The organism is Luteolibacter pohnpeiensis, assembly GCF_016595435.1.
GTDB lineage: Bacteria > Verrucomicrobiota > Verrucomicrobiia > Verrucomicrobiales > Akkermansiaceae > Luteolibacter > Luteolibacter pohnpeiensis.
The window spans coordinates 24,257-38,451 of the sequence record NZ_JAENIJ010000005.1; the positions used below are offsets into that span (position 1 = coordinate 24,257).

Annotated in this window: 13 protein-coding genes; 4 read left to right on the top strand and 9 right to left on the bottom strand. The window is 54.1% G+C overall.

Translation table 11 applies throughout. The features are described from left to right. Nucleotides 1–88 precede the first annotated feature (88 nt). Together JIN85_RS04355 and JIN85_RS04360 are read right to left on the bottom strand one after the other, a co-directional pair. Nucleotides 89–364: a hypothetical protein gene (locus JIN85_RS04355; RefSeq protein WP_200268015.1), complete on the bottom strand. Its 276-nt coding sequence runs from the start codon at nt 362–364 to the stop codon at nt 89–91. A gap of 7 nt (nt 365–371) precedes the next feature. Then, nucleotides 372–2,003 (bottom strand): fumarate hydratase, encoded by a 1,632-nt coding sequence (locus JIN85_RS04360; RefSeq protein ID WP_200268016.1) that lies wholly within the window; start codon nt 2,001–2,003, stop codon nt 372–374. A 129-nt stretch (nt 2,004–2,132) separates the two neighbouring features. Between JIN85_RS04360 and JIN85_RS04365 the strand changes: the two genes are divergently transcribed. Further along, nucleotides 2,133–3,752 carry a DUF3592 domain-containing protein gene (locus JIN85_RS04365; protein ID WP_200268017.1) on the top strand — a complete coding sequence of 540 codons (1,620 nt, stop codon included), beginning with the start codon at nt 2,133–2,135 and terminating at the stop codon, nt 3,750–3,752. Between the two features lie 18 nt (nt 3,753–3,770). Here JIN85_RS04365 and JIN85_RS04370 read toward each other — a convergent pair whose 3' ends face one another. Further along, nucleotides 3,771–4,676 carry a dienelactone hydrolase family protein gene (locus JIN85_RS04370; RefSeq protein WP_200268018.1) on the bottom strand — a complete coding sequence of 302 codons (906 nt, stop codon included), beginning with the start codon at nt 4,674–4,676 and terminating at the stop codon, nt 3,771–3,773. 178 nt (nt 4,677–4,854) lie between these two features. Here JIN85_RS04370 and JIN85_RS04375 point away from each other — a divergent pair, with 178 nt between their 5' ends. Then, a complete protein-coding gene (locus tag JIN85_RS04375; protein ID WP_200268019.1) occupies nt 4,855–5,343 on the top strand; it encodes a hypothetical protein in 489 nt (162 codons plus the stop codon). Between the two features lie 100 nt (nt 5,344–5,443). Here JIN85_RS04375 and fabV read toward each other — a convergent pair whose 3' ends face one another. After that, a complete protein-coding gene (gene fabV, locus JIN85_RS04380; protein WP_200268020.1) occupies nt 5,444–6,637 on the bottom strand; it encodes an enoyl-ACP reductase FabV in 1,194 nt (397 codons plus the stop codon). A 158-nt stretch (nt 6,638–6,795) separates the two neighbouring features. Here fabV and JIN85_RS04385 point away from each other — a divergent pair, with 158 nt between their 5' ends. Together JIN85_RS04385 and JIN85_RS04390 are read left to right on the top strand one after the other, a co-directional pair. Next, nucleotides 6,796–7,383: a GYF domain-containing protein gene (locus JIN85_RS04385; protein WP_200268024.1), complete on the top strand. Its 588-nt coding sequence runs from the start codon at nt 6,796–6,798 to the stop codon at nt 7,381–7,383. A gap of 3 nt (nt 7,384–7,386) precedes the next feature. Next, nucleotides 7,387–7,818 carry a DUF2752 domain-containing protein gene (locus JIN85_RS04390; protein ID WP_200268026.1) on the top strand — a complete coding sequence of 144 codons (432 nt, stop codon included), beginning with the start codon at nt 7,387–7,389 and terminating at the stop codon, nt 7,816–7,818. Between the two features lie 14 nt (nt 7,819–7,832). Here JIN85_RS04390 and JIN85_RS04395 read toward each other — a convergent pair whose 3' ends face one another. The 5 genes from JIN85_RS04395 to JIN85_RS04415 all read right to left on the bottom strand — a co-directional run bounded on the left by JIN85_RS04395 (nt 7,833) and on the right by JIN85_RS04415 (nt 14,178). Beyond that, nucleotides 7,833–10,202 (bottom strand): AI-2E family transporter, encoded by a 2,370-nt coding sequence (locus JIN85_RS04395; RefSeq protein WP_200268028.1) that lies wholly within the window; start codon nt 10,200–10,202, stop codon nt 7,833–7,835. A gap of 85 nt (nt 10,203–10,287) precedes the next feature. After that, a complete protein-coding gene (locus JIN85_RS04400) occupies nt 10,288–10,872 on the bottom strand; it encodes a hypothetical protein (protein ID WP_200268030.1) in 585 nt (194 codons plus the stop codon). Further along, nucleotides 10,869–11,393 (bottom strand): hypothetical protein, encoded by a 525-nt coding sequence (locus JIN85_RS04405; protein WP_200268032.1) that lies wholly within the window; start codon nt 11,391–11,393, stop codon nt 10,869–10,871. Before JIN85_RS04405 ends, JIN85_RS04400 begins: the two co-directional genes overlap by 4 nt. Next, on the bottom strand, nt 11,390–12,214 hold the full coding sequence (locus JIN85_RS04410) for an exosortase/archaeosortase family protein (protein ID WP_200268034.1): 825 nt from the start codon (nt 12,212–12,214) through the stop codon (nt 11,390–11,392). The genes JIN85_RS04405 and JIN85_RS04410 overlap by 4 nt, the downstream gene beginning before the upstream one ends. Then, nucleotides 12,211–14,178, bottom strand: a complete 1,968-nt coding sequence (locus JIN85_RS04415) for a tetratricopeptide repeat protein (RefSeq protein WP_200268036.1) — start codon at nt 14,176–14,178, stop codon at nt 12,211–12,213. The genes JIN85_RS04410 and JIN85_RS04415 overlap by 4 nt, the downstream gene beginning before the upstream one ends. Nucleotides 14,179–14,195: the final 17 nt, after the last annotated feature.

Genomic DNA, 14,195 nt, shown 5'->3' on the forward strand with positions numbered 1-14,195 from the left:
ACGATTGTCGGCAAGGCCTTAGCATCGGAAATAGCATTCCAGAAACGCCCATTTGTCGTTCGAGATCAAAAAAGTATTCCTCGGATCATCAAGGCTTGGAACCAATGTATGGCATTGCAATCTCGAATACAATCACGCTGATGAGGGCGACTTGTATCCAGATGAAGAGATTACAAAGCGGGAGAATTCGTTTGTGTCCTTTGCGTTTTGAAATCTCTTTCGCCTGTTGCCAGTCGACCGACATTGTGACCCAGGCTACCGCTCCCGGAGTGTAACCCTCGCCATGTCGAATCGAGTAAGGTCGCAGGATGAGCAACCAGGTGATCGGTATCGATGCGACGAGGATGACGACGAGAGGTATCATGACCTATCTAACAGATCGGGCAGTTGTTGATTTGTTGGAAGAAATCGTTGCCCTTGTTATCGACCAGGATGAATGCCGGGAAATTTTCCACCGTGATTTTCCAAACGGCTTCCATGCCAAGTTCGGGGAAGGCAACGACTTCCTGGGACTTGATATGATGTTTCGCCAGCAAGGCGGCAGGTCCACCTGCGGAACCGAGGTAGAATCCACCATGTTTTTTGCAAGCGTCGGTGACTTGCTGGGAGCGATTCCCTTTCGCAAGCATCACCATTGAGCCGCCATTGGCTTGGAACAGGTCGACGTAGCCATCCATCCGACCTGCAGTGGTCGGACCAAATGAGCCGGATGGCATGCCTTCCGGCGTCTTGGCAGGACCGGCGTAATAGACCGGATATTTCTTGATGTAATCCGGAAGCTCGCCGGTTTCATCGAGCATTTCCTTCAACTTGGCATGCGCCGAATCGCGCGCGACGATGATGGTGCCGCTGAGAGAAACGGCGGTCGTGACCGGATACTTTGACAAAGTCTTGAGCGTTTCTTCCATGCCAAGATCGAGATCGATGGCGACGCCTTTGAATTTCCAATCGCGATACTTTTCGGGAATGAAGCGACCGGGATCCTTTTCCAGTTTCTCCAGGAAAATGCCGTCCTTGGTGATCTTCGCTTTCGCCTGGCGATCCGCAGAGCAGGAAACGCCGAGGCCGACAGGGCAGGACGCGCCGTGGCGGGGCAGGCGGATCACGCGCACATCGAGCGCGAAGTATTTGCCGCCGAATTGCGCGCCGATGCCGATTTCCCGGGCGGCAGCGAGCAGGTCTTTTTCGAGCTCCAGGTCGCGGAACGCCTGACCGTGTTCGTTGCCTTCAGTTGGGAGCGCATCGTAATATCGAGTCGAAGCCATTTTGACCGTCTTCAAACAAGTCTCCGCCGAGGTGCCGCCGATGACGAAAGCGAGGTGATAGGGCGGGCAGGCTGCAGTGCCGAGCGAACGCATTTTCTCAATGCAAAATTCGCGCAAGCGCTTCGGGTTCAGCAGCGCCTTGGTTTCCTGATAGAGAAACGTTTTGTTGGCCGAGCCGCCGCCTTTGCTGACGAAGAGGAATTTATAAGCATCGCCTTCCGTCGCATAGAGATCGATTTGCGCGGGCAGGTTGGTCTTGGTGTTGACCTCGTCGAACATGTTGAGCGGCGCGGTCTGAGAGTAGCGCAGATTTTCCTGCGTGTAGGTTTGGTGAATGCCTTGCGAAAGCAATTCGGCATCGTCGCATCCCGTCCATACCTGCTGGCCTTTTTTACCGATCACCGTTGCGGTGCCGGTGTCCTGACAGGCGGGAAGGATGCCTTTTGCCGCGATTTCCGCATTCTTGAGCAACATGAGCGCGACCATGCGATCGTTTTCGGTGGCTTCCGGATCGTCCAAAATGGCCGCCACTTGGGCCAAATGAGAAGGCCGGAGCGTGAAATTGATCGCCTTGATCGCCTCCGCTGCGAGAAAACTCAGAGCTTCCGGTTTGATCTTTAGAACCGGTTGTCCTTCAAACTCCGAGGCGGAAACGTGGTCCGTGGTGAGGAGTTCGTATTCAGTCGTGTCGGGACCCAGTGGGAAGGGATCTTGGTAAAAGAATGCTTTTTCGGCCATAGCTGCTGGGGTTTTCTAAGACCGGGGCGCTGGCTGCGCAAGGGGAACCGGATCAAGCGGTCGTGTAAAATCGCTGCCTATCAGTAAAATCGACTGGTTCGCTTCGCTGTTTCATTCATCTTTCGACCGATGTCAGACAGCGATTTGAAAGGCGATCCGGAATTGATGGAGTTTCTTCAATCCGCGCCGCCTCGCCTGGTGCCGGCGGGATTTACGAAGGCTATACCCGATCGGAAAGAGGTATGGGGCAAGGTAATCTTTGGAGCCATGTTTTTGATTTTGGGTTCCGTTTTTACCCTTATTTTCGTTCCGAAGAACTATATTCAACAGCTGTCTATTCTTAGAGGCCCATCGACGGAAGTAGTGGGAACTGTGTTAGACTCAACAGAGACCTCCCAATCCGAGAATGAGGTAAAGGTTTGGGAGACAACATTTCAGTATCGTGCGGAGGATGGAAAGGAGCGTGAGGGAACTGTATTCCGCACAGGGGGCGGTTGGGACCCGAATGATCGAGTAAGGGTGATCTACCTCAATCGTGATCCTGAAAAGGCTTTGATCAAGGGAACTCGTTTGGACCCGTTTGGTCCGGCCGCATCCTTTGTTTTGATCTTTCCGATAGCTGGATTGGGCCTTCTGCTCACGGCTTTTAAGGGGCGGAAGCGAAATAAAAAGCTCCTGAGAGATGGTTGGGTTGCACAAGCAATGGTGGCGGATATCAACAAGCAAAGCTTGCGAGTAAATGGCCGATTTCGGCACACCATTCAGTTCGTGCGGTTGGATGATGCCCAAGAAATGAAGTGGGTGACGTACGATACAGCGAAGATCGAGTTATGTTATCGGAAACGAGAAGCGAATGAAGCGGTCACGTTGCTCTACGACCCGAAGGAACCCAAAAAGATCGATCTGCCAGAGGCCTGGGGAAAAACTTTCAGTATCAGTTCCCATGATTACCTCGAGAAAACAAAATCAGGAACGATTGCGAAGCCACTTCAGGTGGCTCCTTGGATAGACGATTTCCTCAACTCACCAGTGCCACGAAAGTTGCCTTCGAAGCTGAGGTGGAATACTCCTTACTTGGTTAGAACCTCGATCCCCACCATCATGGGAATCGGTATCTTTTTAACTGGGGCAATATTTTCCAGTAAACTGGTTTCATGGAATTGGGTGATGAAGTCCCGATTGGATGCTACAGCAGTGGCGACGGTAGTTCGTGAGGAGGATGGAGTGGATTTCATTTCCATCCCGGTGATAAGGGTCAAATACTCTTTTGAAGATCAATACGGATATACGCACCAATCCGTTGTCTACACCGTTGGTAAAGGTCACCCGCCAGGAATCCAAATCAATGTGAAATATGATAGAGATCATCCAGAGGCCTCGTTGCCAGATGGTTTTTGGATTGAAAGAGCAAATTTGATTGGGATCTTTTTACTTATCTTTCCAGCCATTGGTTTATGCATGCTTGTCATTCCCCATGCTGCCGAAAGTCGGCGGTTTCGTGTCTTACGCCATGGAACGGTTGAGGTGGCAAAGATCGTCCGAATCGAAGATACGGGGAAGACTGAGAATTATCAGGCGGTGTTTGCGATATGGATTCAGCCAATCAATGGGATGTCAGAGATTCGCTATGAGACGATGAAGGAGAAGGAACTCAAATATGCCATGCGGGCATTGGATCTAGGTGAAACAATTCGCGTGTTGATCGATCCAAAGCATCCGAAAGTTTGTGTGTTGCCAGAAACTTGGTGACTTGTGCCCCTATGTCATTCAGGCGAGCTTTGCTTTGAAAAACTCGACAGTCCGCTTCCATGCGATTTCTGCGCTATCTTTGTCGAATCGGCCGGTGGAGTCATTATGGAAGCCATGATTGACGTTGGGGTATTCATACATTTTGTAATCAACACCGTTCGCTTTCAGGTCTTCTTCATATTCTGGCCAAGTGGCATTGACGCGTTGATCCAATCCTGCGAGCTGTATGACCAGAGGACCTTTAACATTTTTACGGAGTTCTTTTGCTGCCGGTGTGCCATAGAATGAAACACCTGCATTGAGTTTTTCAGGGATTACCGCTGCTAGCATGTTGACGATGTAGCCTCCGAAGCAAAACCCAACAGCGCCGAGTTTGCCACTCGATTTTGGGTGGGTTTTGAGATAGTTGGCTGCGGCAATAAAATCCTGTTCGATTTTACCCCGTTCCATGGATGCCTGCAGTTCACGACCCTCATCGTCGTTTCCTGGATACCCTCCCTTCGGAAACAAGGCATCTGGAGCGAATGCGACGAAGCCGTCTTTGGCCAAGCGGCGAGCGACATCCATGATGTAGGGATTGAGCCCTCGATTTTCATGGATTACCAGAACGGCCGGTGCTTTTTCATCCATCGCGGTTGGCGTTACAAGATAGCCTCTGCCTTCTCTGTATCCATGGGGCGAATCGAACTTTTCGTAAGTTGCTTTGATGTCTGGATCATTAAACGAAACTTGCTCTGCTACGGCGTAGTCGGGCATCAGAACGGCGAGCATGGAGCTCATTGTTAAACCAGCTGCTGTTAGAGTGCCGAGGCGAGCCATGAATGTCCGGCGGTCGATGATTCCGTGGGCGTATTCATCATACCAATCAAATGCTTCCTGCGGGATTGGATGCGTGGAATCCGGGTAGGCGTTGGGTTCATTCATGCGTTCGAGGGTTCAAATTTAACCCATGAACGTGGAACCCATCTTGAATTCTGCAATTCAATTTTTCCCGAATCCCCCGGATCCGTTTAATAAAAAGGAATCCGATAAGTGTAAAAAGCTTTCAAAGGTAGAATTAGGACAAGTATAGCTGCTGCCCGACAAAATTGGTCAAAACAGTATGAGTGATCTAAATCCCTACGCCGCCCCCCAGGTTGTTGATGATGCTGCTTTCAGTGCAAATCCAAATTTCGCCGATCTGGATGATAAAGCTCTGAAGAAACTTTATCATCGTTCCAGTAACGTGAATTTCATAGCGGGGTTGATCATGTTAGCCATCGTTTTTCTCGTGGCCATAATTCCCACGCTGAGCAACTCGGGTGGATATGAGTGGTGGATGACTGCAATATTTTGCGTTGTGCTAGTACTTTACGTGGTTACTGCCGTCGGGCTGGTTAAAAGAACGAATTGGGGTCGAACTTTGGGCATCATTGTCAGTGCGCTCTCCCTGATCAATATACCTATCGGAACCATTATTGGAATCGCTGGGCTTGCTGCTTTTATTTCATCCCCGAACTTGTTCGGTGCAGGCAGGGTGACTCATCGCGAGCTCAAGGCGGAATTCAAGGAGCGTAAAAGGATGAAGAAATTACGCGCGAAACAGGGTTAAGTTTTCCTGGGTTTCCCGCGATGGGATCAGCCATTAAAAAAGGGTCGGTGCCAGTGCGATCACTGACAGCCGACCCTGATCAAGGTTTATGGAATAGGGATTACTTCGTTAGAGAAGGAACGGCAGTCGCGGTGTCCGTTTGAGCTTCGTAATCAATACCTTCCAAGCCAAAGCCGAAAAGTCTCAGGAAGCTGCTTTGATAGCCTTCGAAATCGGCGAACTCAGCGAGGTTTTCAGTATTCACTTCGTCCCAGCGTTTGCCGACGATTTCCTGAATTTCGGGGGCCATTTCCCAATCGTCGACGCGGATGCGGCCGACTTCATCGGGTTGTGGATTTCCATTGTAGAGGCGATCGCGCAGCAGGCGATCCATCTGCTCGATGCAATCCTCGTGAGTGCCAGCGGCTTTCATCGCTTTGTAGAGCAGCGAAATGTAAAGAGGAACGACGGGAATGGCGGAGCTCGCCTGGGTCACCAACGCTTTATTGACGGATACCCAGGCTTTGCCGCCGAGACCTTTCAATTTTTCGTCCAGCGCGGCTTGTGCGCGTTCGACATCTTCCTTGGCACGGCCAATGGTTCCGTTTTTGTAAATCGGCCAGGTCACTTCCGGTCCGATGTAGGAGTAGGCCACAGTTTGCACCCCTTCCGCGAGAACATCAGCGGCAATGAGAGCCTCCATCCAGAGTTCCCAATCGTCGCCACCCATGACGGCTACGGTTTGTGCAACGTCGTCCCCCTCGGCCGGCTCGATGGTCACTTCGTTGACAACGCCGGTGGTCGTGTTGAGGTTTTTGTTGGTGTAAACTTCGCCGATCGGCTTGAGCACGGATTTGTAAACTTCACCTGATTTCGGGTCAGTCCGGCGAGGCGAGGCGAGGCTGTAGACGACGAGGTCGACTTTGCCGAGGTCGGCTTTGATGGCCTCGATCACTTCCGATTTCATCGGATCGGAGAACGCGTCTCCGTTGAATGACTTCGCATACAATCCAGCTGCGGCAGCTTCTTTTTCGAATGCAGCGGTGTTGTACCAACCCGCAGTGCCGCATTTATCGGCCTCGCCTGGTTTTTCAAAAAAGACGCCAATGGTAGCGGCGTTTGAGCCAAATGCGGCTGCGATCCGGGAGGAGAGGCCGTAACCGGTGGAGGAACCGATCACGAGAACCTTCTTCGGTCCGTTCTCAATCAAGCCGCGTGCTTTCACAACAGCGATTTGGTCAGCGACATGTTTGGCGCAACCATCCGGGTGTGCGGTGGTGCAGATAAATCCGCGGATCTTTGGGGCAACGATCATGGTCCGGCGAGGTTAACTTTGACGCGATCTCTGGCAAATGTTTTCGCGCTTGGAAAGTCTTCTGAGACTGGGGACAGGGCAGCGATTTGAGCATTGCCAGAAAGCGCTCCAATCGGAATCTTCCTTTGAAACATTTTCCAAACCTGATCTTTCTCCAAATGCAGTGGTATTATTCGAAAAACGGCACCCAGATGGGACCTGTGTTCCAAGAGGAATTGATCGTGAAAATCGCCTCTGGCGAGGTGTCTGCGCAGGATCTTGTCTGGTGTGAAGGGATGCCTGACTGGAAGCCGGCGGGACAAGTCGAGATCTTCAAGACTGCATCGACGAATCCACTGAATCCGGCACGGCCTCCTGTGATAGGCGAGCCCTCACCCTATGCCCCGCCTGCTTTTCCAATGCCTGCTAGCGGTCCCTTGCAGGTTACCAGCAGCAAGGCCACGGCCTCCATGGTGCTGGGGATCGTGTCATTGGTACTCTCAATTTGCGGATGTTATTCGATTCTGATTTCGTTGCCTTGTGCCATTCTAGCAGTCGTATTTGGCAATCAGGCGAAAAAGCAGATTATGGCTCGTCCGGAGCTGATGCACGATCTTGGCAAGGCCAAGAGCGGCGTCATCATGGGCTGGATCGCGATTGGAGTGACGGTGCTGATGATGCTGATCACGACCGCTACTTTCGCTTGGACGTCCACTAGATCGTCTAGCAGCTCTTCCTCTAGGATAATTCGGACATCGCACTTCTGAGAGATGAGCGATCCCCTGCGTGATTCACGGTTTTCGAGAAGAAAATGGTGGCTGTGGATCGTGTGCTCGCTGCCTGTATGGGTCATGGGACGTTGGCTGCTGGTAGAGTATGAGACCACGATCCGCGGATTTTCACCGGGTTGTCCATTGCACCGGTCTACCGGCTTGTATTGCGCGGGATGCGGTGGGACCCGGGCATTTTTCGCCTTGGTGAAAGGGGACCCGCTGCTTTCGATGAGAATGCACCCGCTGTTGCTGCCCGGCGTGCTATTCGCGTGCGCTTATGGGATTGCGCGCTGGATCGAAATGAAAACGGGCCGCTGTCGGGTGCGGATTTCCGCGCACACGGGGTGGGTTTTGTTTATCGGAGTGATCGTTTTCGGGATTGTGCGAAATTTTCCCTGGTGGCCGTTCACTCTGCTGGCACCGCATTGAGGGCGGGGCTGGCTTCAAGCATTGGGCGAAATGGTCTTTTTCACCTTGCGATTGATTTCTTCCGAGATGTCCGAGGCATATTCATTCAAGAGCCGCCTTTCGCGCTGGGAAAAGTCACGCGCATTGGTATCGATCAAGCAAAGTGCTCCAATGGCGTGACCTTCTGCAGAACGGATCGGCGCACCCGCGTAGAAACGAAAACCGTGTTCTTGGACAATCGGGTTATTGGCAAACCGGCGATCTCTCTTGAGATCCTGGACTATCATCATTTCGTTGTTGGCGACGACATGACCGCAAATGGAAATCTCCCGTTTGGTGTGGCCTTTTTTGGAAAATGGCACGGGCAAGCCGGTTTCTGCTTTGAAGTGCTGCAAGCGACCGTCGATCAAGCTCAGCATCGCCATTGGAATTTCAAAAATCCGCGAGAGCTTGTCGGTGAAATAGGTGAAATCATCGCTGGATTCGAGTGCGCCAGTGGAAGCGAGCGCTTTCACTCGCTCCGCTTCGTCGTCGGGGATCGGGGCTTTGACCATCTCGATGGCTAAAGGCCGGGCGATTCGTTCCAAGGCAGCGGTGGCTTGGCTGATGCCTTTGACAACGACGTCGGCTCCTGCATCGAGCAAGGTTTTCTCGGTTTCCGGATCGATCGATTTGATGCCCCAGAGCCCGACCATGATTTTTTTCATCGGATACTTCTCGCGGACCTTCATCGCGAGGTATCGAGCGTGCGCGGTGGTGGTGGGTTCAACCACGGAAATGCAAACGACATCTGCCCCGGATTCGCGGACTAGATCCAGCCGCTCGGAGGTGACCATCCGTGATGAGCCGTGGGTCGTTTCGAATGCAAGCCGATGCAATGCCTGGTCCAGCATGCGCCCGCCCAGCCAATCCCGTCGTGCCCGAGCCGGAACGCAACAGACCAGGCAAGGCGGGCGCTTCGGTTCGTATTCTTCCCAAGCCTTCCGATCCAATCGGGCGACTGCCGGCAGGCGATCATCGAGCTCAAGAATCAGCTCTTCGACTGCGAGTTCGAGTTGATCAATCTGATCTTTGTTAAGATGACCCAGCCGATGATCGCGACCCCCTGCGATCAGCGCGGGCATCAACATGAAATCGTGGAAATCCGTGAGTGTGTGCTGTTTCAGGAAATCTTCCGCCAGCTCCAGCTCATCCTGCCCACCCGGACGTAACAGTCGGTGATAACAATCTTCGGCAGGGGTGAGCGCTCGTTCGTCGCTCAGGATGATGCTCAAAAACGCCAGCTTCGGAATGTGCCTGCCCATCACAGCAAGGCAAACGGTGATCGGGGTGGCCATCACCAACCCGACAGGTCCCCAGATGTAAGTCCAGAAAACCGCGGCGACGATGAGCGCCAGAGATGAAACGCCGGTGCTTGATCCATACAGCCACGGTTCCATGACGTTGTTGCTGAGTAATTCCAGAACAATGAACAAGCCGACGGTGAGCATCGGCGTGGTCCAATCGGTCGAAACCGCCAGCGACAGGATCACGGGAAATGAAGCGGCAATCCACGGCCCCACATAAGGGATGAATCGCAATACCGTCGCGAAAGTGCCCCACAGGATCGCATTGGGAACGCCGATGAAATACAGTCCGATCGCGACCGGAATCCCGTAGGTAACGTTGACGACCAACTGCATCAGCAAATAGCGAGTCACCCGCGCTGCGGCGTCATCCATTGCACTGGTGGTTGCGCTGATGCGACCTTGGCCGATCAGTCGGATGATGCGGGCGCGCAGGTCATCGCGTTTCAGCAGCATGAAAATCAGCAGCAACAGCACCAGAGCCGTCGTTCCCAACGGGCCGACGACCGGGGCAACCACCATCTGGAAAAGTTCAAGCGGCGTCGGGTCCGGCGCGGCGACCACTTTGACTGGCAGGGCCTGCGCTTCATCTGAAAGGGGAGCCACCTGCTTCACTTTATCCGTGGATTCGCCATCCTTGCCGATCAGCCCGTGCGCGCCGGGGATGTCTTCCTTGAGATCATCGAAAGTCTCGGAAAGCTTGGTCAACGCGCCGTTAGATGGGACGTGGATGGCTTGCAGTTTGGTCCGGATGTTTTCCTTGTAGCCCGGCAATTGCATGCCCAGGTCCATCACTTGTCGGGTAAGAACATACCCGGCTGTGACCGTCATCGCGAAGATCATGGCGACCACTATCAGTACGGAAGCGACCCGCCCGACCCAGCGTTGCAGGCGGTTGACCAATGGGGTTAAAAGAAACGTAAGAAGTCCCGCGAGAGCTAGCGGTGTTAATAATTCCCGGCCGAAGTAGAGCGCCGCAATGATGAAGGTGGTCAGCGAAATTGTCCAAAGACCAATGATTGCTTCTGCGGATGAAGTCCGGGACTTGGGGAAGGGCATGTTCCTATGCCTTTCGTCTCAAAACGACAGTTTTGCAAATTCCATATTCTGCGGCGGTTTGTTAGGTCCGCAGTTTGCCGCGGATTCAGTTGAATCCGAGCGATGGGAGAAGCACTTGGCGGACCCGATCCCAATCCACCGGCGCTCCCGGAAGACCGCGCAGGGTGACAAGAACAGGCTCTTCTCCACTGTGGCCGAGCGTCGCCCGGCGGGCACTGGTTTTCAGCCAGTAATCCATCGGAGAAGTGAACTGCGTTTTGCCATCGTCGAAAAACCAGAGCGACTCCGAGGTTTGGGAACCTTTGATCAGGGAAACCCATGAAGCTTCGCCCGAAGAAGTTTTGAGGGTGGCCTGTTCATGGATTTTCCATCCGGCCCCTGAGAAGCAATAACTGGGATCGTGCACCGCGTGCCGGTTGTTGCTGCCGTCGATCACACTCAGGATCAGATTGGCACCACCTTTCATGCTCACCAGGTATTGAGCGGCTTCGGCTTTGCCGAGGAATTCCTGATCCGCTTTGCTGAGCTTCAGTGGTTCAGTTAGAAATCCAGGTCCTGATGCTGGGATGCTCGTCAGCCGAGCTCCCGCACCCGGGAATGGGATCATCGGCCAAATGATGGACACGATGAGGGTGAATATCAGTGCTCCCCAGAGGATTTTGCGTTTCATGCCTTCAAAATTCCACGGTTCAACCAGTCCAAATGAGGTTTGGCGAGGCCTAAGCCAATGGCAAACACCGCAAACGCGAGTGCCAGGCCAGGGCGTTCCCAACCGGAAAAGCCTCCCGCTTTCCAGGTGCTGACAAAATATCCGGTGGCGGGCAGCCAAACAGCGGAGGCAATGACCACAAACACGCCCATCATCCTGAGCCCCAGGAATCCCGGCACGGCACAGGCGAGAGATAGATGATAAAACACGTTCAGCTCACTCAGGCCTGCGATCGCAAAAAATCCGAGAGATGCCGCAACCCAGAAAAAGCGCCCGCGCAAGCCGACTCGCCGCGAGAGGAAGGCCAAACCGATCTGGGTGGCGGTCCAGATGGCAAAAGCGATCATTCCTCCACGCGAGTAGAGGTCATTGTTCCAGGCCGCCGTTAACGTCGGGAAGGCTTTCCAGATCGTCACCAGCAAAACGGCGAACGGCAGCAATAAGCCGATGCCTCCAGTGGATGGACGGGAAAAGAATTTCATGTGGCAGATACGACCCGGCGGCTTGCGGTTCGTTTGGGTTCAAGTAAGCGGCAGATGCCCTTGGTCATGGCAAGCACTGCGAAGAGAATCACCAAGCCCGTCAAGCCATGAACCGTTCCGGCTGCAAGATCGACGTCAAATGACAGGGCGATTGCTGTTAGAATGAGGATTCTTAGGAAATTTGCAACCCAGGCGAGAATGGGCAGGAACAAAAGCAAGCCGTAGAATCGCCGCGCGGCGCGGATTTCGTAAGCGCCCATCACAACCCCGGCGAGTAATGTCAGCTGCAGAAGATTCCAGCCCGCACAAGCGGCCTCGATATCGACGGGGACATTCATCACCCGCAGATGCGTGCCTTCCCGGACGACCGGCATGGCAAGCAGCTTGAAAAAGCCTTCCGCCAATTCCGCGGAGGTGAGGCGAAACAGCCAACCGATTTGTGGCCATTCGAGAACCAACCACGGGAAGGAAAACAACAATACCAGAGACAACCTTCCACGGCGTTCTTCTGGAGCAAACGCCCATGTCGCCCAGACGACACAGACGGCCGTCCAGCCGACGGTTAGAGCCGTGATGCTGCCGACTACCCAGCCGATGAGCCAAACCAGCACACCTGCAACGCCGAGTTTCTTCAGATGATGGGAAACCGGCGATGTCTCGATTTTCCAGGGGCCTCCCAGAAACCAAGCGAGGGGAACGCCGACCGCGAGTGGAACCATGTCCGAAGCTTCGTGGATCCAACTGGTATCACGGAGCCAGATGCCGATTGCCGCGAGGATGAGCAGCAATCCGCAGAGCCAGACTTTTGTGGGACGGCTCATGGCTTCGCCGCTTTCTCAGCTTCTTCGATCTTCAACAGATTGCGCCTGAATTCAGGCCGCTCCGGGAATCTGCGAGCGAGCGCTGCAGTCCATTTCCGCGCTTGTGCCCAATCTTTGGCGGCGAATGCTTCCTTTGAGAGGAAAATCATCGCGTCCACCGAGTTTTCGCCGAGTTCCTGATAGATTTTCACCGCGGCGGGCCGGTCTTGTTCTCCAAGTGACACGCGGGCGAGGATCTCCTTGCCTTGTGTGCTTTCGGCAAGATTGCTGTGGGCGAGGGTCAACTCACGCGCGCGCTTCAGATCGCCTTGATCCAGGGCGGCCAATGCCACAGTCCATGCCGCGCGGGAGGCTTGGGGAGAATCGCCCGCTGAGATTTTTTCCAATCGCTCAAGGCCGTCTTTCACTTCACCGCTCGCAAGCTGGAGTTCGCCCAAATAAAGATCAGCGGCAATGGATCGATGCGATAGCGAGGTCAGCCATTTTTTCGCGGGTTGCACACCTTTTGAGCGCTGCAGGGACTTGGCGTAGCCATAATCGAACCAGTCGGGAAGTTCTGCTTGAGGAGCAAGCGATTCTGCGCCGCCCATGATGACAGCTGCACCTTGCCATCCGGTGGTGAAAAGAATGCCCACGAGTGCTTCCGGGCGGGCCATCCATTGCTCGAAGGATTTCGCTTCTTCCAAGGTCAGGTTATTGCGCGCCCAGGAGGAAAATTGTGAGATGAAAGGATGATCGTTGCTGGCCGGAGCCTGGGGAAGGGGGCGGCCTGCGATGGCTTCGCGTGGGTTCTGGCCTTGTTCGGCAGCCAGCCACACCAGAACTTGCAGGGCAAGGTTCGGTCTGACCCGGTTCGCGTTGTTCGGGAAGCCAGTTTCCAGGCGGGCTTTCGCTGCGGCAAAATCCTTGGTGCGGATTTTTTCTAACAGATCGAGCCAGATCACCTCCGGGCGATCCGGTCCGCCGGGGATTTTCAGCATTTGAGCGGCCAATGCCGGACTCCAGAATTCGTCAGCGGGAGCTTTTGAAAGCAATGGGATCAGTTCACTCCAGCCTGCTTGATGACATTCGGGAAGGGGTTTGCTGAGGGCCACTCCGGACAGGCGTGACCAGAACCAGCTCTTCAACGCATAAACGCCAAGGCCGGTGTCTTCGGCGGCGTCGCGCCAGGTTTCGGCCGCGGCTGGAAAGTCTTCGGTCCGCAGGTAAAAATTGGCGAGCACATCTCGGAACAACGGATTTTTACGATCTGCCAACACGGCGGCGACGTAATCCAGCCGGGCATCGGTGACCCGGCCTGCGGCTTCCTCGATTTGGGCGCGGAAGGAAAGCAGCTCGGCATTTCGTGGATCGGCGGCCAATCCCTGATCAATGCTTTCGAAGGCCTTCGCCGGATCGCGCGCTTCGAGCAAGGCGACGCGGGCCAAACGGGAAGCTTCGTCCCTGCCGGTAAATGATGCGGCTTTGAGTGCTTTCAGGGCTTCCTCGGGATGTCCTTGAGCGAGCAGGGAATCGATTTCTAACAATTTCCAACTGGCTGGAATGGCCGATTTGCCGGTCCATTTTTCTTCGAGCTTTGGCAGCTGATCGAAATCACGTTTTTGGATCGATTCGCGGGCGGATTCGAGGTCTGCCCGCTCTAACAATTTGGGATCGATCCAGGATGCGCCATCATCTCCCACGGCCACTGCTGCCAGGCTGGTATCGCGGACGCTGAGGGCTTTTTCCAGCTCCGCAGTGCGGATCTGGCGTTCCTTTTGTTTTCGAATCCCGGGGTCCGCAAGTCCCTGAAGTGCGGATCGGGCGGCGACGAAGTCACCCGCTGCCAGACTTTGTTCAATCGTTGATCCGGAAAGATTCGCCTGCTTTTTTACCACCGTGTAGCGCCAGTAGCCGACCAATGCGGCAGTGATGGCAACTGCAAGTAGGGTGAAAATGGCAAAGCGTTTTACGGGTCTGGGCACGGGTGACTTCTAGTTGA

Coding starts and splice junctions, on each gene's coding strand:
- JIN85_RS04375 (WP_200268019.1), top strand. CDS start 4,855: ATGAGTGATCTAAATCCCTACGCCGCCCCCCAGGTTGTTGATGATGCT.
- JIN85_RS04410 (WP_200268034.1), bottom strand. CDS start 12,214: ATGAGCCGTCCCACAAAAGTCTGGCTCTGCGGATTGCTGCTCATCCTC.
- JIN85_RS04405 (WP_200268032.1), bottom strand. CDS start 11,393: ATGAAATTCTTTTCCCGTCCATCCACTGGAGGCATCGGCTTATTGCTG.
- JIN85_RS04395 (WP_200268028.1), bottom strand. CDS start 10,202: ATGCCCTTCCCCAAGTCCCGGACTTCATCCGCAGAAGCAATCATTGGT.
- JIN85_RS04385 (WP_200268024.1), top strand. CDS start 6,796: ATGCAGTGGTATTATTCGAAAAACGGCACCCAGATGGGACCTGTGTTC.
- fabV (WP_200268020.1), bottom strand. CDS start 6,637: ATGATCGTTGCCCCAAAGATCCGCGGATTTATCTGCACCACCGCACAC.
- JIN85_RS04390 (WP_200268026.1), top strand. CDS start 7,387: ATGAGCGATCCCCTGCGTGATTCACGGTTTTCGAGAAGAAAATGGTGG.
- JIN85_RS04370 (WP_200268018.1), bottom strand. CDS start 4,676: ATGAATGAACCCAACGCCTACCCGGATTCCACGCATCCAATCCCGCAG.
- JIN85_RS04365 (WP_200268017.1), top strand. CDS start 2,133: ATGTCAGACAGCGATTTGAAAGGCGATCCGGAATTGATGGAGTTTCTT.
- JIN85_RS04400 (WP_200268030.1), bottom strand. CDS start 10,872: ATGAAACGCAAAATCCTCTGGGGAGCACTGATATTCACCCTCATCGTG.
- JIN85_RS04360 (WP_200268016.1), bottom strand. CDS start 2,003: ATGGCCGAAAAAGCATTCTTTTACCAAGATCCCTTCCCACTGGGTCCC.
- JIN85_RS04355 (WP_200268015.1), bottom strand. CDS start 364: ATGATACCTCTCGTCGTCATCCTCGTCGCATCGATACCGATCACCTGG.